Raw genomic sequence first — 18,961 nt, 5'->3', positions numbered from 1 at the left:
GCGGGGGAAAACCGGCGGCAGACTGCCGCCGGTGGTGGGGCTTATTTAGCCGGAATGGCTTTCAGCAGCTCGGTCAGCAGCGTCCAGTACTGGCCGACGCTCTCGATATGTACCTGCTCATCCGGGGAGTGCGGACCGGTAATGGTTGGCCCGATGGAGACCATGTCCATCTCTGGATACGGTTTTTTGAACAGACCGCATTCCAGACCGGCGTGGATGATCTGGATGTTCGGCGTCTTGTTGAACAAACGCTGGTAAGTCTCGCGCACCAGGTGCATTACCGGCGAGTTGGCGTCCGGCTGCCAGCCAGGGTAAGCGCCTTTGGCTTCGGTTTTCGCCCCCGCCAGTTTACCCAGAGAATCCAGCATGCTGACCACGTAGTCTTTGCCGCTGTCGATCAGCGAGCGGATCAGGCAGTGGATCTGCACGTTGTCATCGGTCATGGTGACGACGCCGACGTTCAGCGAAGTTTCCACTACGCCTTTCGCCACGTCAGAGTTGCGGATAACCCCGTTCGGCGTGGCGTTCAGCAGGCGGATGAAACCGTCGCGGGAAGCCTGCGTCAGGGCTGCTTTGTCGTTATCAACCGCTTCCAGGAGCACTACCAGGTTCTTCTCTTTGGCCTCCAGCTCGTTTTTCAGCAGCGCCTGGTAAGTATTCACCAGCGCTTTCAGCGCATCGGCTTTATCCGCGGCGACGGCGACGGTCGCGTATGCTTCGCGCGGGATGGCGTTGCGCAACGTACCGCCGTTGAAATCGACCAGACGCAAATCCAGCTCATCGGCGTGGCCGGCGAGGAAGCGAGACAGCAGCTTGTTGGCGTTACCCAGACCCAGGTGAATGTCACCGCCGGAGTGGCCGCCTTTCAGCCCTTTTAAGGTTACTTTAAAGCTCTGGAACCCGGCCGGAATCGCTTCTCGGGTCAGCGCCAGGTTAGAGGTGAAATCGATCCCGCCGGCGCAACCCATGTAGATTTCGCCTTCTTCTTCGGAGTCGGTATTGATCAGGATATCCGCCTGCAGCCAGTTGGCCTGCAGACCGAACGCGCCGTCCATACCGGCCTCTTCGGTCATGGTCAGCAGCACTTCCAGCGGACCGTGAGCGACGCTGTCGTCGGCCAGCACCGCCAGTGCAGACGCCATCCCGATGCCGTTATCCGCGCCCAGCGTGGTGCCGCGCGCTTTCACCCATTCGCCGTCAATGTACGGCTGGATCGGATCTTTGGCGAAGTCGTGGACGGTATCGTTGTTTTTCTGCGGCACCATATCGAGGTGCGCCTGCAGCGCTACCGGCTTGCGGTTTTCCATACCGGCAGTCGCGCCTTTACGAATCAGAATGTTGCCAACCTGGTCACGTTCCGCGTGTAAGCCTTTTTCTTTTGCCCAACCCATAATGTGCTCGGCGAGCTGTTCTTCGTGATAAGACGGGTGCGGGATGGAGCAAATCTTGGCAAAAATATCCCAAAGCGGCTGCGGGGATAGTTGAGACAGTTCAGACACGGTAAGTCTCCTTACAGACTCCTGCATACAGCGGTTGCAGGACGAGGGTTAGCGTTAAAATACACAACAAGCCCGGGCTTGCGCGATGGGGTTGAGAATACCACTTTCCACCGCCGCAGGTAGTGTAAACAACGCAAAAAGCGTTGCGCAAACCGCTTAACACTGGTTTTTAGTGCGTCAGATCTCTATAATCTCGCGCAACCATTTTCCCCCTCGAACATTATTTAAGCCGTATTACACAGGCTGGGACACTTCACATGAGCGAAAAATACGTCGTCACCTGGGACATGTTGCAGATTCACGCCCGCAAACTGGCCAGCCGTCTGCTGCCGGTTGAGCAATGGAAAGGCATTATTGCCGTCAGCCGCGGTGGACTGGTACCGGGAGCCTTACTGGCGCGTGAACTGGGCATTCGTCATGTTGATACCGTATGCATCTCCAGCTACGACCATGATAACCAGCGCGAGCTGAAAGTGCTGAAACGCGCGGAAGGCGATGGCGAAGGCTTTATCGTTATCGACGATCTGGTGGATACCGGCGGTACCGCCGTGGCGATCCGCGAAATGTATCCAAAAGCACACTTTGTCACCATTTTCGCCAAGCCGGCAGGCCGCCCGCTGGTGGACGATTACGTTGTGGATATTCCGCAGGACACCTGGATTGAACAGCCGTGGGATATGGGCGTGGTGTTTGTACCGCCTATCGCAGGTCGTTAATTCTTCAGGACAGTGCTATTTACCACGCCCGGCTTGCCGGGCGTGGTTTTTTTTATCCTTTAGCAGGTTACAATAACAGGAGTGGCACTACGACGGAGGCTGCACATGTCACAGGCTAACCTCAGCGAAACGCTGTTTAAACCCCGCTTCAAACATCCCGAAACCTCTACGCTGGTACGTCGGTTTTCCGCCGGAAAACCGCAGGCGATGCAGTCGGCGCTGAGCGGCAATCACGTCGATCACTGGTACCGTCTGATCAACCGTTTGATGTGGATCTGGCGCGGCGTGACCCCGCAGGAGATCCTCGATGTGCAAGCGCGCATTGTGATGAGCGAGGCCGAACGAACGGATCCAGAGCTGTTCGATACCGTTATCGGCTATCGCGGCGGCAACTGGATCTTCGAGTGGGCGAAAGAGGCCATGCAGTGGCAGCAAAAGGCCGGGCAGGAAGCCGATCCTTTGCTGAGCGGCCGCCACTGGTTGCATGCATCGAACCTGTATAGCATTGCCGCTTATCCGCATATTAAAGGCGATGAGCTGGCCGAACAGGCGCAGGCTTTAGCCAACCGGGCGTATGAAGAAGCCGCCCAGCGGCTGCCGGGCTCGCTGCGCGAGCTGGAGTTCACCATCCCTGGCGGTTCGCCGATAACCGGCTTTTTGCATATGCCAAAAGGCGATGGGCCGTTTCCGACGGTGCTGATGTGTGGGGGCCTGGACTCGCTGCAGACGGATTATTACAACCTGTATGAGAACTACTTTTCACCGCTCGGTATTGCCATGCTGACGATCGATATGCCTTCCATCGGCTTCTCGTCAAAATGGACGCTGAATCAGGACACCAGCCTGCTGCACCAGCACGCGCTGCGCCATCTGGAAAATGTACCGTGGGTCGATCATACCCGGGTCGCGGCCTTTGGCTTCCGCTTTGGCGCCAATATCGCGGTCCGTCTGGGTTACCTGGAGCCGCAGCGGCTGAAGGCTGTGGCGTGTCTGGGCCCGGTCGTTCATGGTCTGCTGGTGGATCCCCTGCATCAGGGGCGCGTGCCGGAGATGTATCTTGACGTGCTGGCCTCGCGGCTGGGTATGCATGACGCGTCCGATGAAGCGCTGCGCGTGGAGCTCAACCGCTACTCGTTAAAAACCCAGGGACTGCTGGGGCGCCGTTGCCCGACGCCGATGCTTTCCGGCTTCTGGAAGGACGATCCGTTCAGCCCCGAAGAGGAGTCGCGGTTAATCACTTCGTCATCTGCCGATGGCAAACTGCTGGAGATCCCGTTTAACCCGGTGTATCGCAATTTTGATCACGCATTGCGACAGATCGCCCGCTGGATCAATCATAGATTTGGTTAATTTATTGCTAAATTCTATTGGTTTGGTAAAACAGTTGCATCACTAAAGGAGATCGCAATGACGTTACCGAGTGGACACCTGAAAAGTAAGTTGATCAAGAAATTCACGGCGCTAGGGCCTTACATTCGCGAAGAGCAGTGCCATGACAACCGTTTCTTTTTCGATTGCCTGGCAGTTTGCGTCAATGTTAAGCCCGCACCGGAGAAGCGTGAATTCTGGGGCTGGTGGATGGAAATGGAAGCACAAGAGTCACGTTTCACCTATAGCTACCAGTTTGGCCTGTTCAATAAAGAAGGTTCATGGCAGGCGGTCGACATTGACGACCCGGAAGTGAGCGAGAGACTGGAAAAAACGCTACGCGAGTTCCACGAGCGCGCGGCAGCACTGCTGACCACCTTTAATCTGAAGCTGGAACCGGCCGACGATTTCAGCGAACCGGTTCGCCTGCGGGCCTGATTGATCTACGGATACGATTTCTCCACGCCCGTGCGGCGTGGAGGAGCGTGCCGCCATACCCGTAATTTCAACCCCACCATCTGACTCACCCTGCCTGCGGCGACAGCTTGCCAGCCATCGCCTGTTGAATAATCGGGATAGGGGTCAGTAAGTGCTCGCGCATCAGCGCGCTGGCTCGTTTGGCATCGCGCGCCAGAATGGCGTCCAGCAGGGTCTGGTGTTGAACATGTTTGTCTTCCAGCATCTCCACCGACAGCACGGTGGTGCGCAGCCAGATGAAACGGTAGCGCGCCGCCAGATCGAACAGCCTTTCGCGCATCTGCAGCAGATACTGGGAGCCGCAGCCGGCGACGATGGCGGTGTGAAACGCCTGATGGCGCTGGTCCCATTCATCGAGTAAGCGCTCACTGGCGTCACAGGACTCCAGCTTGTTGAGCAGATGGGCGCGGGCCAGCAGCTCGGCTTCCCACTCGTCGCCGCCGCGTTCGATGGCGAGGCGCACCAGCATGGCTTCCATGTTGGCGCGCGCGTCGAAGATATCGAGAAGCTCCTGCTCCGACATGGGCGCCACCCGATAGCCTTTCTGATTAACCACCGTCACCAGCCTTTCCGCCACCAGCTGCGAGAGCGCCTCCCGCAGCGGCCCGACACCGAGCTCATAGCGCGACGTCAGCAGGCTCATCCGCAGCTTCTCATCGGGTTGGTAGACCCCGCGGATGATGTCGTTTTTCAGCCAACGGTACCCGTCAATGGCCGTCGCCTGGGGAATGGCGGTCATGTTCTTACTCCTGAATACTCTTCCCGGCGGGCGCCGGGAACAGGGTTAACGCGTATTTTGCAGCGGCAGTTTTTGCCACAATACCAGCTTTTTCCAGCGCGACATAATCGGTACTGTACAAATAATTCCCAATGCTAACAGGCCGGTAGAGATCACCTCCAGTTGCTGCGCCGGACGGAACAGCATCACCACCAGCACGAAGGTGATAAAGGCGATTACCAGCCAGGTCAGGTACGGATAGAGCCACATTCTCAGACGGATCTCGCCGCCTTGCGCCTGAAGGATTTTGCGCATCCGCAGTTGTGAAACGGCGATCACCAGATAGACCAGCAGGGCGATGGCGCCAGAGCTGTCGATGAGGAATTTAAACACTTTCGCGGGCGCATAGTAGTTCACCACCACGGTGAGGAACGCCGCGCCGGTGGAGAGCAGCACCGCCACGTACGGAGTTTTGCTGCGGTTGGTCCGGCCCATGATGGCCGGCGCATCGCCGCGACGGCTCAGGGAGTAGAGCATCCGCGAGGCGGTATACAGCGCCGAGTTCAGACAGCTGGTGACCGACAGGAGGATCACGCCGTCCATAATCAGCTTCGCGTAGGGAATATGCAGCAGCTCGAGCACCGAGCGGTAGGAACCGATGCTCTTCAGCCCCGGCATATTCCATGGGATGAGGGCGACGACGATAAAGATCGAGCACAGATAAAAAATAGAGATACGCCAGATCACCGAGTTGGTGGCGCGGACGATGTGTTTATCCGGCGTGTCCGATTCGGCGGCGGCAATGGTGACGATCTCCGCGCCCATAAAGGAGAACATGGTGATCAGCATCGCGCTCAGCACCGCGCCGAAGCCGTTCGGCATAAAGCCGCCGTGGTCCCACAGCCGCGAAATGCCGCTGACCTCGGCATAGGGATAAAAACCGGTAATGGCGACCGCGCCCAGTACGATAAACGCCAGAATAGCGATCACTTTGCACAGCGCCAGCCAGAACTCGAATTCACCGTAGTTCTTGACGCTCAGCAGGTTACTGCCGGTGAGGGCGAGAGTGATGACCAGGGAGAACAACCACACCGGGACGCCCGGCACCCACGAATGCAGAATAATCGCCGCGATATTGGCTTCCAGCGGAATAACCAGTACCCAGAACCACCAGTACAGCCAGCCGATGGTATACCCCGCCCAGCGGCCGATGGCTTTGTCGGCGTAGGTGGAAAAGGAGCCAGTATCCGGCGTGGCGACGGCCATTTCGGCCAGCATACGCATAATCATCACCACCAGCAGCCCGGCAAACAGATAGGCCAGCAGCACCGCCGGGCCCGCTTCGGCAATGGCGACGCTGGAACCGACAAATAAACTCGCGCCGATCACCCCGGCGATAGATAACATCGTGACGTGGCGCGACTTCAGTCCCGCCCCTAAATCCTGTGATTGCGACAGTTGCCCCATCATTTACCCTCTCGAAGTGTGTCACCTGGGAGAGCGCCCCGACATTCCCGCGCCGGGGCACGCGTATTATTGTTGTTTTGCAGGTCTCGTCTTCATTCCCTTACGAACGTACTTCGCTTCCGCATGTGTTCTGTTCTATGCCTGTTTCGCCTCGGTAAAGCAGTCGGCGATGATCTTGAGACCCTGCTCGATCTGCGCCTCTTCAATGGTCAGCGGCACCAGGATGCGCAGCACGTTGTAGTACGGCCCGCAGGAGAGCAGGATCAGGCCTTTGTCGCGGGCGCGGGCGACGATATCCGCCGTCAGCCTGGCGTTAGGCTTGCTGCGGTCGCCCTCTTCAAACAGCTCAATGGCGATCATCGCCCCCAGGCCGCGAACGTCACCGATCTCCGGATGATCTTCTGCAATCGCCAGCAGGCCCTGGCGCAGGGTGTCGCCAAGCTGGTTGGCTTTTTCCAGCAGGTTCTCCTGCTCGAAAATCTGTAATACCGCCAGGGCGGCGGCGCAGGCGATGGGGTTGCCAGCGTAGGTGCCGCCGAGTCCGCCGGGGGCGATGGCATCCATCACCTCCGCCCGCCCGGTGACGCCCGCCAGCGGGAAACCGCCGGCGATGGATTTGGCGAAGGTGGTGATATCCGCCGCCACGCCCATCTGCTCCATGGCGAACAGCGTGCCGGTACGGCCCGCGCCGCTTTGGACCTCATCGGCGATGAGCATAATGCCGTGCTCGTCGCACAGGGCGCGCAGGCGCTGCATAAAGGCCGGGGAGGCGGCATAGAATCCGCCTTCACCCTGCACCGGCTCGATAATGATGGCGGCGATATCTTCCGGTGCGGCGTCATTTTTGAAGATGCGATGGATGCTGGCGATCGCCTCGTCATCACTGACGCCGTGCAGCGCGCACGGGTAGAGGGCGCGATAGACGTGGCCCGGCATTAACCCCATACCGGCGGAGTACGGGTTCACTTTCCCGGTTAGCGACAGGGTGTAATGGGTACGGCCGTGATAGGCGCCGGTGAAGGCGATGGCGCCGCTGCGCCCGGTTGCCGCGCGGGCGATTTTCACCGCGTTCTCCACCGCTTCCGACCCGGTGGTGACCAGCAGGGTTTTCTTGGCGAAATCACCGGGCACCTTCTGGTTCATCTTTTCGCACAGCGCCAGATAGGGCTCGTAGGCCAGTACCTGGAAGCAGGTATGAGATAGCTTTTTCAGCTGGTCTTCGACGGCGGCGACAACCTGCGGATGCAGATGGCCGGTATTGAGCACCGCGATACCGCCGGCAAAATCGAGATATTCCCGGCCTTCGACGTCCCACACCCGGCAGTTCTCCGCGCGTTCGGCGAAGATAGGGTGGATCTGGCCGACGCCGCGCGGGACCGCATCGCTGCGACGCGCCATCATTGCTTTATTGCTGTTCATCCATCGCTCCTGTTAAAGGCCAATACACATGTATTTGATTTCTAAGTAGTCTTCGATACCGTACTTCGACCCTTCGCGGCCGAGGCCTGAGGCCTTGACGCCGCCGAACGGGGCGACTTCGGTGGAGATAATGCCGGTGTTGATGCCGATGATGCCGTACTCCAGCGCTTCGCCGACGCGGAAGACGCGGCTCAGATCGCGGGCGTAGAAATAGGCGGCGAGGCCGAACTCGGTATCGTTGGCCTGGGCAATGACGTCGGCTTCATCCTTAAAGCGGAACAGCGGCGCCAGCGGGCCGAAGGTCTCCTCTTTCGCCACTTTGGCGCTGTCGGGAACGTTGACCAGGATGGTCGGCTGGAAGAAGTTGCCGCCCAGGGCGTGCGGTTTGCCGCCGGTGACGACTTTCGCGCCTTTGGCGATGGCGTCGGCAATATGTTCTTCAACTTTGGTGACGGCTTTCTCGTCGATCAGCGGGCCGGTGGTGACGCCATCCTGCAGGCCGTCGCCGATGCGCAGTTTTTCCACCGCCTGCTGCAGTTTTTCAGCGAAACGGTCATACACCCCGTCCTGGACGTACAGTCGGTTGGCGCAGACGCAGGTCTGCCCGGCGTTGCGGAACTTCGACGCCAGCGCCCCTTCGACGGCTTTATCAAGGTCGGCATCATCAAAGACGATAAACGGCGCGTTGCCGCCCAGCTCCAGGGAGACTTTTTTGATGTCTTTCGCGCACTGCTCCATCAGCTGGCGGCCAATCTCGGTCGAGCCGGTAAAGGAGAGCTTGCGCACCAGCGGGTTGCTGGTCAGTTCGCCGCCGACGGCCCCGGCGGAACCGGTGACCACGTTGAACACCCCGGCGGGGATCCCGGCGCGATTGGCCAGTTCGGCCAGCGCCAGCGCTGAAAACGGCGTCTGGCTGGCCGGTTTCAGGACCATTGTGCAGCCGGCGGCCAGCGCCGGGCCCGCTTTGCGGGTGATCATCGCCGCCGGGAAGTTCCACGGGGTGATGGCGGCGGTAACGCCGATGGGCTGCTTAATCACCAGCAGGCGCTTGTCGGCCTGATGGCCGGGAATGGTATCGCCGTAAATGCGCTTACCTTCTTCGGCGAACCACTCAATAAAGGAGGCGGCGTAGCTGATTTCGCCTTTGGCTTCCGCCAGCGGTTTTCCCTGTTCGAGGGTCATCAGGCGGGCGAGATCGTCCTGATTCTCCATCATAAGATCGAACCAGCGGCGCAGAATATTCGCCCGCTCTTTGGCGGTCAGGGCACGCCAGGCGGGAAGGGCGCGATTGGCGGCTTCAATTGCTTCGCGGGTTTCGTCGGCGCCCATTTTCGGCACACTGCCGAGCTGCTCGCCGTTGGCCGGGTTGGTCACCGCAATCACATCGCCGTTGGGCGCATCGCGCCACTGACCATCGATCAGCGCCTGCTGGCGAAACAGTGTCATATCGTTGAGTTGCATAATCGCTTCCTGTCTTAAGGGGGTTAACGGATAAAAGCGGCGTGTAGTGTCTCCACGCTACGTGCCGCACGCAGCGTGCGTCCGGGATTGCTCTGGCTTTCCAGCAGGGTCTGCACCTTGCTGACGATGTGCGCGCCGATCGGGATAGCGGAGGTGGCCGCCGGCGATGGCGCATTGCAGGTATGTATCGAACGCGCGGTGGTGACGAAGAGAAAATCGTCGATCAGTTTGCCCTGCTGCGATACCGCCTGCGCCCGCACGCCGGCGGGCCACGGGCGTAAATCGCTCAGCGTCAGGCTCGGGCAGTATTTCTGCACCAGCCGCAGATAGCCGCTTCTGCACAGCGAATTCTTCATTTCGCCCAGTCCGGAGCGCAGGTTGTTTTGCAGTACCCGGCGGATGCCGGGCGAGGTGAGGATCTCCAGGGTATCGGCCAGCGAGATATCGCGCTTGCGGTAGCCTTCGCGCTTCAGAGCCAGCACGGCGTTGGGGCCGACGGTGACGCTGCCGTCGATCATGCGGGTCAGGTGGACGCCGAGGAACGGCATCGCCGGATCGGGGATCGGATAGATCAGATGGTTGACGATCTGGTTGTGCTGCGGCGCCAGCTGGAAATACTCGCCGCGGAACGGACAGATGATAAACCCGGGATCGACGCCGAGCATTTTTACCAGCCGATCGGCCATCAAGCCCGAACAGGCGATCAGCGTGGAGGCCTCATATTCGGCGCCCTGGCGGGTGCGGATCACCACGCCGCTGGCATGTTCTTTCAGGGCGCTGACTTCGGCGTCGTAGACGATCGTTCCGCCTTTTGATTCGAAGATCTTCGCCATTGCCGCCGCCACGTCGCGGTAGCTGACGATGCCGCTGGAAGGGACGAAGATCCCGCCGAGCCCGGTAATGTTCGGTTCGCGCTCGCGTAGCTCCCCGGCGCTTAGCCACTCGCGCTGCAGGCCGTTGGCGGCGGTGCGATCCCACAGGGCGCGCATCCGCTCCATCTCCAGCGGCGAGGTGGCGACCAGCATTTTGCCGCAGACGTCATAGCGGATGCCGTTCTGCTCGCAAAAGGCCTTGGTGGCGCGGTTGCCGGCGAGGCAAAACTGCGCCTTGAGGCTGCCGGGGGTGTAATACACCCCGGCGTGGATCACGCCGCTGTTGTGGCCAGTCTGATGGCAGGCCGGACCGGTCTCTTTTTCCAGCAGCGCAATGCGGGCGTCCGGGTAAATCTCAATTAACTGCATGGCGGTCGACATGCCGATGATGCCGCCGCCGATAATCACGAAATCATACATCCGCTCAATTCCTTCGCCTGAGAACCCTTATTGATGAGTCTGGTAATGATTCGTGGAATACGCAAAGTAGCCGCGCTGGCGCATCAGTTCGCGGCGCAGGTCCGGGTGCGGCGTAAACCGGTCACGGCCGTGCAGCCAGAACAGGTTGTTAATCAGCAGGAATTTGCCCACCGGCACCGGTATGGAAAGGATGTTTTTGCTGGTTTCCAGCGCGTCGGAAAGGCGGCTCAGCCAGGTGCCTTCTTCAAAATCTTTCGGCTGGACGAACTGGTCGATATAGCGCATTACCGGACGGCCCAGCGAATCGACGTCGAACACCGGGTGGAAAACATCCTTGCTGACGTTTTTGCTCGGCGGCGCGGCCCAGCGCATTGGGCGGCGAGCCAGCGGGTCGCGGAAAAATTCGTCGAGATGCTCCCAGTCGTCGAGATGCAGCAGCAGGGAATTACCGCCCTGCATGTTCTGCTCGTCGATCTTCATCATTAACACGTAGTCGGTTTGCTCTTCGACGTAGGTGCCGTCGTTGTGCAGCTCCATCACCCGGTGCGGCTGGCGCAGGTAGCTGTCGGAGTTATCGACATTTTTCACCACAAAGCGAGCGTAATACTGACCGCTCATGGCGTCGAAGTTGGAACGGCCAATCAGATGGGCGACGGCGGTGGCCAGCTTGACCATTTCCTCGGCCTGGCTGACGTTATCGATCCCTTCGCCGTTGATCAGCAGCGCGCCTTCCGCACGATCGAGCAATGTTTTGATCAGCAACGGCTGCAGCTGATTGCCGCACAGATCGTCGAGGATCTTGCCGACCTGGAAGCGTAAGAAAGATTTGTATTCCAGCGCCTGCACCGGCCACTGCGCGACCTGCTGCAGGAACTGCGTGGTTGTTTCGGCGGAAAAGGTGAGCTCCAGCAGGCGCGGCGACTGTGCGGAAGGGGCAATGGAAAAGCCCGGATATGGCTGGGCTAACGGCGCGGGTGTCGGTTTTACTGCGGTCAGGGCGTTCATCAGGATCGTTCCTCGCTGTAAGGTCAGGGTGATGTTCATTTCGTAGCCATAAATTAAAAATATCTACATTTTTATAAAATGCGTACGAAATGGCCTTTTTGTTTCTATTTTGTGATCTGACAACAATTATTTAACAATGCGGGAGGGAGATAAGGTGGTGGTTAATCTTGAGGAACAGAGCGGGTGGCGGAAAGCGCAAAATGCGGGGAAGGCTGAGGGGAAATCGTAATACCGGTCACAGTTTTTAATCTGCGCCATACCCTTATGAACTGAGGGTGTTAGTATTCAGCGCGTTAATACCTTTCAATGCTTACCGAGGCTTCGATGCTGGAGAATGTCATTATCAGATAATCAGTTCCCCGACCTGCCCAGGCCGGACTGATTATCGCTGCGCTTAAACCTTACGCACACACCTGCGGGTGTAGGCATGTTTTCGCACATGATAATGAACAGGTTTCAGTATGAATTTATCCCGTCAGGAACAACGGACCTTACACGTTCTCGCCAAAGGTGGCCGTATTGCGCACGTCCGCGATACCTCCGGCCGCATTACCGCCGTCGAATGCTACACCCGGGAAGGGCTGTTGCTGAACGACTGCACCCTCGCGGTCTTCAAAAAGCTCAAAACCAAAAAGCTGATTAAGTCGGTGAACGGCCAGCCGTACCGGATCAACACCACTGGTTTGAATAACGTTCGCGCGCAGGCGGACAACCGCTGATACAGCGACCCGGGCAGTGTCGCTGCCCGGGCGTATGGCTCTCAAGGAGAAACATCCATGATCGATATCCCTCGCATTTTTACTATCAGTGAAAGCGAACACCGTATTCATAACCCTTTTACCCCGGAAAAGTACGCCACCCTGGGACGGGCGCTGCGGATGGCGCCGGGCACCGCTATTCTTGACCTTGGCAGCGGCTCCGGCGAGATGCTCTGTAGCTGGGCGCGCGATCATCAGATCGTCGGCACCGGCGTGGACATGAGCCTGCTGTTCAGCCAGCAGGCGACCGCCCGTGCAGAAGCGCTCGGGGTAAGCGACCGGGTAACCTTTGTGCATCAGGATGCCAGCGGATACGTCGCCAGCCAGCCGTGCGATATTGCCGCCTGCGTGGGGGCCACGTGGATCGGCGGCGGGGTGGCCGGCACGATTGCGCTGCTGAAGCAGAGCCTGCGGCCCGGCGGCATGCTGCTGATCGGCGAGCCATGGTGGCGTAAACGTCCGGCCACGGCGGAAGAGGCGGTTGCCTGCGGCGCGCAGACTCCCGATGACTTCCTGACGCTGCCGGCGCTGGTCGCCCACTTTGGTGAACTGGGCTATGACGTGGTGGAGATGGTGCTGGCCGACCAGGAGGGCTGGGATCGTTATGAAGCGGCGAAATGGCTGACAATGCGCCGCTGGCTGGAGGCCAATCCGCACGATGACTTCGCACCGGAGGTTCGCCAGCAGTTGACCACTGCGCCGCTACACCACGTCACCTGGACCCGGGAATATCTCGGCTGGGGCGTGTTTGTCCTGATGGCGCGTTAACCGGTATGTCGGTAGCGTCAGGAGGCGCTACCGACCACCTTCAGACCTTCAGTTCGTCGTAGCTGACCATGACGTGTTCTGGGGTATCACAACGTACGGCCAGGAGAGTAGGGGCACAATAGCGATGAGTCGCCTGGGGGTGGATGAGCTGTGGGGGCTGGCTAGCCTTGCGATAACGCAATTTCATCCCTACAAAGGTATAATGACCATCAATATGGCGCTTGTATAAAATAATGCAGCAATTATCTTTGAATGAGAATAAGGCGAGGGAGTGGAAACGTTAGTTATTCTGGCCGTAGTCGTATGGGTACTTTTCAAACTGGTACAAAAGGTTACGAGCAAACTCTATCCTCCAGACTCGGTGAAGGTACAGGAGAAGCCCGACACAACGCCAGCGACGGATGCCTGGGGAAATTACCCTAAAGCTGAAGGGCATGTCGTTTTATTCGAGCAGTACCGGCGTGAGCAGGCGCTGCGGCAGCAAGCAGCTAAAGAGGCTGATACGTTCTACCGCTCAAGGGAGTGGCGGCGTTTACGTTACCAGGCGTTCCAGCGCTACGGCAATAAATGTTGCGTATGCGGGCGCGGCGCCAGTGACGGGATGGTGATGCACGTTGATCATATAAAACCGCGTTCTCTTTACCCGCATTTAGCCCTCGATATTGCCAATCTGCAAATCATGTGCAACGAGTGCAACGTCAGTAAGGGCAACAGAGATGAGGTTGCGTGGCAATAATAAGGACAGGTTAGCGGCTATGTGCAATTCCCCAGGTATTAAAATGTTCGTAACGAACAAATAAGCAAGTCTTGACGGAATGAATCCGCAATGACGCTTTTATTTCGTTACAGCAGCTCATTGGTGAATTCCTTCATCACCGCATTTGTCGGTAGCGCCATTTGCCTTGCGTTAGTCCTGCTCATTTTCAATAAAGTGAGATGACTGCCAGTGGCTGGAGATCAATGATGCGGGATACTTACCTAACGACGGGCTGTTACCTTATCGAACGTTCAAGGAAAATACAGGAGGGATAACGGGCAACTTACTCCGTATCACGACGCTATCGCCTCCCTTATTTTTTATTGATGCAACGGTTGGTCGCAGGCCGCGAGGATTGACTCATGCATCGCTTCGGAAAGTGTCGGATGCGCAAAGATCATCGACAGGAGACTTTCATCTGTGGCCTCCAGGTGACGGGCGATGCCAAACCCCTGGATCTGTTCCGTGACCTGTGCGCCAACCATATGCGCGCCCAGCAATTCACCCGTTTCAGCATCGAAAATGGTCTTCACAAAACCCTCCGTCTCACCGCTGGCCAGCGCCTTACCATTGCTCTGATAAGAGAACTTACCGATCCTGACGGGCCGTCCCCTGGCCAGGGCCGTCGATTCCGTCAGGCCCAGACTGGCAACCTGAGGCCGGGAATAAGTGCAACCGGGCACATAGTCGCGATCAAGCGGATGGGTGCCTTCGACACCAGCCAGTGTCTCAATGCAGATCACGCCTTCGTGGCTGGCCTTGTGCGCCAGACAAGGCGGGCCGGCTACATCGCCGATGGCATAAAGCCCAAATACGTTAGTGCGACAAGCCGTGTCCGTCTTGATAAAACCGCGGTCTAACTCGACGCCCAGTGCTTCCAGCCCCAGATCTTCAATATTCGGCTGTACGCCAACCGCCAGCAGCACGCGTTCGACTACCAGGAAAGATTCGGCGCTCGTATTTTTCATTGTACAGCGTACCCCGGTATCGGTGAGCTGTACTTGCGTTACCTGGGTCTGGGTATGGACCTGAATCCCGCGCTTTTCGAATGACTTACGCACCGCCGCTGACACTTCGGCATCTTCCACGGGCAAAATCTGCGACGCTAGCTCGACCAGCGTCACTTTACAGCCCAGATCGTTATAAAGGCTGGCGAACTCGACGCCAATCGCGCCTGAACCGATGATTAATAGCGACCTGGGCAATCGCTTAGGCTGTAGTGCCTCGTAATAGGTCCAGATATATTCGCCATCTGGCTCTATGCCTGGTAATGCGCGTGGTCGGGCGCCCGTGGCCAGGATCACGTGATCGGCCCGGTAATCGTGCGCTCCCCCCCGGGCATCCGCTACCGTTATTTGTCCCTTACCGCGCAGCCGCGCGGTGCCATCAATCACCCTCACGCCATTTTTCTTCAACAGATACTCAACCCCGCCGGTGAGCTGTTGCGAAACGGCACGGCTAAACTGCACCAGTTTCTGCAGATCGACATTCACCTCACCCACGCTGATGCCCAGCTGACTGGCATGGGTGATACTGTGCGCGACCTCAGCGCCATGCAACAGCGCCTTGGTTGGAATGCATCCCCAGTTCAGGCAGATGCCGCCCAGATGTTGTTTTTCCACTAAGGCGGTACGAAGACCTAGCTGACCGGCACGGATGGCGGCCACATACCCCCCAGGACCCCCGCCGATGATCAGCACATCGTAATTATCGTGCATAGCTCGTCTCCTGGATAAACATCAGGGTAGGGGTTTCAGTCAGTCGCTTGAGTTCCTGGAGAAAAGCTGCACCTGCCGCCCCATCGATGACCCGGTGATCGCAGGATAGCGATACCGTCAGTTGGTGGCGCGCGACGATTTGCCCGTCGCGTACTACCGCCCGCATCTCGCCGGTGCCAATGGCGAGGATTGCGCTTTGCGGTGGATTGATGATGGCGTCAAACTGCCGTACGCCGAGCATCCCCAGATTTGACACGCTAAAGGTCCCCCCCTGGAACTCTTCCGGCTTCAGCGTGCCCGCTTTGGCCCTGGTCACCAGGGCGTGAATTTCGGCCGATATGTCGCTGATCGATTTCCGGTTCGCCGAGCGAACAATGGGGGTAATTAGCCCGTCAGGCAGCGCAACAGCCACTGAAATATCGGCATCCGCAAAGCGGCGGATACTTTGTGTCGCTTCATCAAACTGGATGTTGACGTCTGGCACGGCCACCAGCGCCAGGGCACAGGCTTTCACCAGCAGGTCGTTAACCGAAATCTTGACGCCGGGTACTTCGCGGTTAATTTCCTGACGAAACGCTAACAGTCGTTCCAGATCGAGATCGACACTCAAACGGAAATGGGGAGACTGTTGCTTAGAGGTTTGCAAGCGAGAAGCGATAGCCCGCCGCATACCGGACATGGGGATGCTCTCAAAGGGTGTCGGGGCACTCTCCTGCACAGGGCTGACCGGCGGGTGCCCGTCGAGCAACAACGCCGCAGCCAGCACATCATCGCGACTCACCCGACCGCGTGAACCGCTGCTTCGGCAGTCATGCAAGTTGATACCCAGCTTGCCGGCCAGGCGGCGCGCCAGCGGGGTGGCCGATACCTGGCTATCATCGGCATGCGAGCGGGGCGCTTTGCTGCGATGAACGGGTGGCGTCGGAGAGGCCAGGCGACCGCCGGCGGCAACGATCGCGCTTTCCAGATCAGAAACAGAGATACGATCCCCGCGTCCGCTGCCGCGGACCTTTTTCAGGTCGACACCCCAGCGGGCAGACAGTCGTAACGCATGGGGCGTGGCATTAACCTGAGTCACATCGGTCACGCCTTGCAGACTGACGGGGATGACGGTCTGCCCAATAGGGGGCTCCGGACTGTTGGATGGCGGCGAAACAACGGAAGGTGGCTTAGCGCCTGCCTGTGCCGCTACGTCCGGCGCGGCAGCCTCCGGGTCAGGGGCTGCGGGTTTCACCGTCGCCAGACTGGCAGCAAATTCGTCCAGTTCAGCATCGCTGACTGAAGCGTCAGCCACCAGAGCCAGCACGGCGCCAACCTGAAGCGTCTCACCCTCCCGGGCGATTATCCGGCGTAATGTACCGGCAAAAGGTGCCTCCAGCACATTGACGATTTTACTGGTTTCAATCTCACAGATTTCCTGCCCTCTGGTGAAATCGTCACCCTCCTGGATTGCCCATCGAGCGAGCAAGCCTTCCTCCATGGAAAGCCCCCACTTTGGCATTTCAAGCGTCTTGATTTCGCTCATAGGTTAATCCTCCAGCACTTGACGGACGGCGGCTTCGATACGTTCAACGCCAGGGATCCAGAGTTTTTCGAGAGCAGGGGAGAACGGGACCGGCGTGTGTGGCGGCGTTACCAGCAGTACGGGCGCTTTGAGGAAATGGAATGCCTGGGACGCAATCAGCGCCGCGACATCATGAGCAAAACCGAAGCGTGCAGCGGATTCGTCGACAATCACTACCCGCCCCGTGGAAGCCACCGATTCCAGAATACCTTCCTCATCCAGCGGCGAAATGGTTCGCGGGTCGACCACCTCGACCGAGATCCCCTCTCTGGCCAGTTTGTCCGCCACCTGGTTTGCTTTATGTACCATTGCCGACAACGCAATGATGGTGACATCCTCTCCTTCGCGCGTGTAGTTGGCTACACCTAGCGGGATGGTATAGATCTCGTCCGGTACCTCGCCCTTGAGGTCGTACAGCATTTTATGCTCGCAGAATACCACCGGGTCGTCGTCGCGAATGGACTGGATTAACAGACCCTTGACGTCATAAGGCGTCGAGGGCACCACCACTTTCAGTCCAGGCGTGGTGGCAAAGATATTATAGGGTGACTGTGAATGCTGGGCCGCGGCGGAAAACCCTGCGCCGATCATCCCTCGCATTACCAGCGGAGCTCTGGCTTTGCCACCAAACATGTAGCGGAACTTAGCCGCCTGGTTATACAGTGCATCGTGACTCACACCAAAAAAATCCATGAACATCAATTCCGCGACTGGCCGCAGCCCCGTTGCTGCGGCGCCGGCCGCCATACCGATAATGGCCGACTCGGTAATGGGCGTGTCGATCACCCGATCGGAGCCGAACTGCGTCCACAGCCCTTTAGTGACACCCAGTACACCGCCAAAGGCTTCAATCTTCGCCTCTTCGGGCGCATTTCCGCCATGACCGCCACGCAAGTCTTCACCGATGAGCACTACGCGTTCATCGCGTTCCATTTCCTGAGCCAGGGCTTCCTTGACCGCTTCACGATAGGTTTTTATTGTCATGGTTATCACCCTCAGTATGAGACGTACACGTCTGTCAGCAGGTCTTCCGGAGCCGGGTAGGCAGCGGCGCGGGCCTTCAATACGGCATCGTTGACCAGGGCTTCTACTTCCTCGTCAATCGCCGCCAGTTCTTCCTGGGTGATATGTTGCTTGACCTTAGCGGTGAAAATCTTCAGCGGATCATGTTGTTCACGCAGGCGTTGCACTTCACCTTCCGCGCGGTATAGCGCGGGATCGCCCTCAAAATGACCATGCCAGCGGAAGGCTTTGGCCTCAATGACGCTTGGGCCACCGCCTTCTCGCGCACGCTTGACCGCCTCTGAGGTTGCCTCATAAACGGCAAAGAAATCGGTGCCATCGACGGTCACTGCCGGCAGGCCGAAGCCAGCGGCGCGCCGGGCGATATCACGCCCACCCACGGCGTAGTCATGGCCGGTCCCTTCGCCGTAACCGTTGTTCTCGAAAATAAAGACGGCTGGAAGCTGGAGCACGACGGCCATATTGATGGCTTCAAAGACCAGGCCCTGATTAGAACCCCCATCGCCCGTAAAAGAGACCCCGACGTTGCCGGTTTTTAGCGTTTTTGCCGTTAGCGCGGCGCCGATGGCCAGTGGAGGGGCCCCCCCAACGATAGCGTTCGCCCCCAGCATTCCTTTCGACAGATCGGCAATGTGCATCGAGCCACCCTTACCGCGACATAACCCGCTGTCCTTACCGAATATTTCGGCCATCATGCCGTGAATGTCACAACCTTTAGCAATACAGTGGCCATGTCCACGGTGTGTTGAACCAATGAAATCTGCGCTCGTTAAATTTTCGCAGACCCCCACCGCGATGGCCTCCTCACCGGTATAAAGGTGAATGAAGCCCGGAATATCACCGCTGGTATTTTCCTGATGCAACCGCTCTTCAAAGGTCCTGATCTCCCGCATCTTGCGGTAAGCCTGCAATAACGCCTGTTTGCTGAGCATCGTTTAATTCTCCTCAATA

17 protein-coding genes are annotated in these 18,961 nt (G+C 58.3%); 6 read left to right on the top strand and 11 right to left on the bottom strand.

The genetic code is table 11. The features are described 5' to 3' along the window. Window positions 1-41: 41 nt before the first annotated feature. Window positions 42-1,499 (bottom strand): cytosol nonspecific dipeptidase, encoded by a 1,458-nt coding sequence (gene pepD / locus FHW76_RS09405; RefSeq protein ID WP_012968882.1) that lies wholly within the window; start codon window positions 1,497-1,499, stop codon window positions 42-44. 257 nt (window positions 1,500-1,756) lie between these two features. Between pepD and gpt the strand changes: the two genes are divergently transcribed. The 3 genes from gpt (at window position 1,757) to crl (ending at window position 4,021) form a co-directional block, all read left to right on the top strand. Further along, entirely contained in the window at window positions 1,757-2,215 is a 459-nt protein-coding gene (gene gpt / locus FHW76_RS09400) for a xanthine phosphoribosyltransferase (protein WP_002889733.1), read from the top strand. Between the two features lie 105 nt (window positions 2,216-2,320). Further along, window positions 2,321-3,565, top strand: a complete 1,245-nt coding sequence (gene frsA / locus FHW76_RS09395; protein WP_012542786.1) for an esterase FrsA — start codon at window positions 2,321-2,323, stop codon at window positions 3,563-3,565. 57 nt (window positions 3,566-3,622) lie between these two features. Continuing rightward, window positions 3,623-4,021: a sigma factor-binding protein Crl gene (gene crl / locus FHW76_RS09390; RefSeq protein WP_004178681.1), complete on the top strand. Its 399-nt coding sequence runs from the start codon at window positions 3,623-3,625 to the stop codon at window positions 4,019-4,021. A gap of 85 nt (window positions 4,022-4,106) precedes the next feature. On the opposite strand, the gene csiR is transcribed toward crl, so the two are convergent. The 6 genes from csiR to glaH form a co-directional block, all read right to left on the bottom strand. Further along, window positions 4,107-4,799 carry a DNA-binding transcriptional regulator CsiR gene (gene csiR / locus FHW76_RS09385; RefSeq protein ID WP_117106343.1) on the bottom strand — a complete coding sequence of 231 codons (693 nt, stop codon included), beginning with the start codon at window positions 4,797-4,799 and terminating at the stop codon, window positions 4,107-4,109. Window positions 4,800-4,844: 45 nt separating this feature from the next. Continuing rightward, the gene (gene gabP / locus FHW76_RS09380; RefSeq protein WP_002889795.1) at window positions 4,845-6,245 is read right to left on the bottom strand and encodes a GABA permease; all 1,401 of its coding nucleotides are present in this window, start codon (window positions 6,243-6,245) and stop codon (window positions 4,845-4,847) included. Between the two features lie 135 nt (window positions 6,246-6,380). Further along, window positions 6,381-7,664 carry a 4-aminobutyrate--2-oxoglutarate transaminase gene (gene gabT / locus FHW76_RS09375; RefSeq protein WP_008805274.1) on the bottom strand — a complete coding sequence of 428 codons (1,284 nt, stop codon included), beginning with the start codon at window positions 7,662-7,664 and terminating at the stop codon, window positions 6,381-6,383. Window positions 7,665-7,676: 12 nt separating this feature from the next. Further along, complete coding sequence (gabD, locus tag FHW76_RS09370) at window positions 7,677-9,125, bottom strand: NADP-dependent succinate-semialdehyde dehydrogenase (protein WP_048267472.1); 1,449 nt, start codon at window positions 9,123-9,125, stop codon at window positions 7,677-7,679. Window positions 9,126-9,148: 23 nt separating this feature from the next. Continuing rightward, complete coding sequence (gene lhgO / locus FHW76_RS09365; RefSeq protein ID WP_032753663.1) at window positions 9,149-10,417, bottom strand: L-2-hydroxyglutarate oxidase; 1,269 nt, start codon at window positions 10,415-10,417, stop codon at window positions 9,149-9,151. A 27-nt stretch (window positions 10,418-10,444) separates the two neighbouring features. Continuing rightward, window positions 10,445-11,422 (bottom strand): glutarate dioxygenase GlaH, encoded by a 978-nt coding sequence (gene glaH / locus FHW76_RS09360; RefSeq protein WP_012542782.1) that lies wholly within the window; start codon window positions 11,420-11,422, stop codon window positions 10,445-10,447. 461 nt (window positions 11,423-11,883) lie between these two features. Here glaH and FHW76_RS09355 point away from each other — a divergent pair, with 461 nt between their 5' ends. The 3 genes from FHW76_RS09355 to FHW76_RS09345 all read left to right on the top strand — a co-directional run bounded on the left by FHW76_RS09355 (window position 11,884) and on the right by FHW76_RS09345 (window position 13,684). Beyond that, window positions 11,884-12,141, top strand: coding sequence for a YjhX family toxin (locus tag FHW76_RS09355; RefSeq protein WP_008805277.1), 258 nt, complete (start codon window positions 11,884-11,886; stop codon window positions 12,139-12,141). Window positions 12,142-12,198: 57 nt separating this feature from the next. Continuing rightward, a complete protein-coding gene (locus tag FHW76_RS09350; protein ID WP_022065067.1) occupies window positions 12,199-12,948 on the top strand; it encodes a cyclopropane-fatty-acyl-phospholipid synthase family protein in 750 nt (249 codons plus the stop codon). Window positions 12,949-13,219: 271 nt separating this feature from the next. Next, complete coding sequence (locus tag FHW76_RS09345; RefSeq protein WP_023279831.1) at window positions 13,220-13,684, top strand: HNH endonuclease; 465 nt, start codon at window positions 13,220-13,222, stop codon at window positions 13,682-13,684. A 341-nt stretch (window positions 13,685-14,025) separates the two neighbouring features. Here FHW76_RS09345 and lpdA read toward each other — a convergent pair whose 3' ends face one another. The 4 genes from lpdA to FHW76_RS09325 are packed head-to-tail and all read right to left on the bottom strand — an operon-like array spanning window position 14,026 to window position 18,942. Continuing rightward, complete coding sequence (gene lpdA, locus FHW76_RS09340) at window positions 14,026-15,423, bottom strand: dihydrolipoyl dehydrogenase (RefSeq protein WP_064166036.1); 1,398 nt, start codon at window positions 15,421-15,423, stop codon at window positions 14,026-14,028. Further along, complete coding sequence (locus FHW76_RS09335; protein WP_016160349.1) at window positions 15,413-16,948, bottom strand: 2-oxo acid dehydrogenase subunit E2; 1,536 nt, start codon at window positions 16,946-16,948, stop codon at window positions 15,413-15,415. Before FHW76_RS09335 ends, lpdA begins: the two co-directional genes overlap by 11 nt. Before the next feature lie 3 nt (window positions 16,949-16,951). Then, a complete protein-coding gene (locus tag FHW76_RS09330; protein WP_002889881.1) occupies window positions 16,952-17,971 on the bottom strand; it encodes an alpha-ketoacid dehydrogenase subunit beta in 1,020 nt (339 codons plus the stop codon). 11 nt (window positions 17,972-17,982) lie between these two features. Then, a complete protein-coding gene (locus FHW76_RS09325) occupies window positions 17,983-18,942 on the bottom strand; it encodes a thiamine pyrophosphate-dependent dehydrogenase E1 component subunit alpha (RefSeq protein WP_002889884.1) in 960 nt (319 codons plus the stop codon). Between the last annotated feature and the right edge of the window lie 19 nt (window positions 18,943-18,961).

The sequence above is a fragment of the Klebsiella sp. RC2 genome (genome assembly GCF_014192815.1).
GTDB lineage: Bacteria > Pseudomonadota > Gammaproteobacteria > Enterobacterales > Enterobacteriaceae > Klebsiella > Klebsiella variicola.
Note: the sequence above shows the minus strand (reverse complement) of the source record. Positions and strands in the feature narration are given on the sequence as shown.

What these genes read in the sequence shown, in the direction of transcription:
- gpt (WP_002889733.1), top strand. Translation starts at nt 1,757, where the DNA reads ATGAGCGAAAAATACGTCGTCACCTGGGACATGTTGCAGATTCACGCC.
- FHW76_RS09330 (WP_002889881.1), bottom strand. Translation starts at nt 17,971, where the DNA reads ATGACAATAAAAACCTATCGTGAAGCGGTCAAGGAAGCCCTGGCTCAG.
- gabT (WP_008805274.1), bottom strand. Translation starts at nt 7,664, where the DNA reads ATGAACAGCAATAAAGCAATGATGGCGCGTCGCAGCGATGCGGTCCCG.
- frsA (WP_012542786.1), top strand. Translation starts at nt 2,321, where the DNA reads ATGTCACAGGCTAACCTCAGCGAAACGCTGTTTAAACCCCGCTTCAAA.
- gabP (WP_002889795.1), bottom strand. Translation starts at nt 6,245, where the DNA reads ATGGGGCAACTGTCGCAATCACAGGATTTAGGGGCGGGACTGAAGTCG.
- FHW76_RS09325 (WP_002889884.1), bottom strand. Translation starts at nt 18,942, where the DNA reads ATGCTCAGCAAACAGGCGTTATTGCAGGCTTACCGCAAGATGCGGGAG.
- FHW76_RS09335 (WP_016160349.1), bottom strand. Translation starts at nt 16,948, where the DNA reads ATGAGCGAAATCAAGACGCTTGAAATGCCAAAGTGGGGGCTTTCCATG.
- gabD (WP_048267472.1), bottom strand. Translation starts at nt 9,125, where the DNA reads ATGCAACTCAACGATATGACACTGTTTCGCCAGCAGGCGCTGATCGAT.
- glaH (WP_012542782.1), bottom strand. Translation starts at nt 11,422, where the DNA reads ATGAACGCCCTGACCGCAGTAAAACCGACACCCGCGCCGTTAGCCCAG.
- FHW76_RS09355 (WP_008805277.1), top strand. Translation starts at nt 11,884, where the DNA reads ATGAATTTATCCCGTCAGGAACAACGGACCTTACACGTTCTCGCCAAA.
- lhgO (WP_032753663.1), bottom strand. Translation starts at nt 10,417, where the DNA reads ATGTATGATTTCGTGATTATCGGCGGCGGCATCATCGGCATGTCGACC.
- crl (WP_004178681.1), top strand. Translation starts at nt 3,623, where the DNA reads ATGACGTTACCGAGTGGACACCTGAAAAGTAAGTTGATCAAGAAATTC.
- FHW76_RS09350 (WP_022065067.1), top strand. Translation starts at nt 12,199, where the DNA reads ATGATCGATATCCCTCGCATTTTTACTATCAGTGAAAGCGAACACCGT.
- lpdA (WP_064166036.1), bottom strand. Translation starts at nt 15,423, where the DNA reads ATGCACGATAATTACGATGTGCTGATCATCGGCGGGGGTCCTGGGGGG.
- csiR (WP_117106343.1), bottom strand. Translation starts at nt 4,799, where the DNA reads ATGACCGCCATTCCCCAGGCGACGGCCATTGACGGGTACCGTTGGCTG.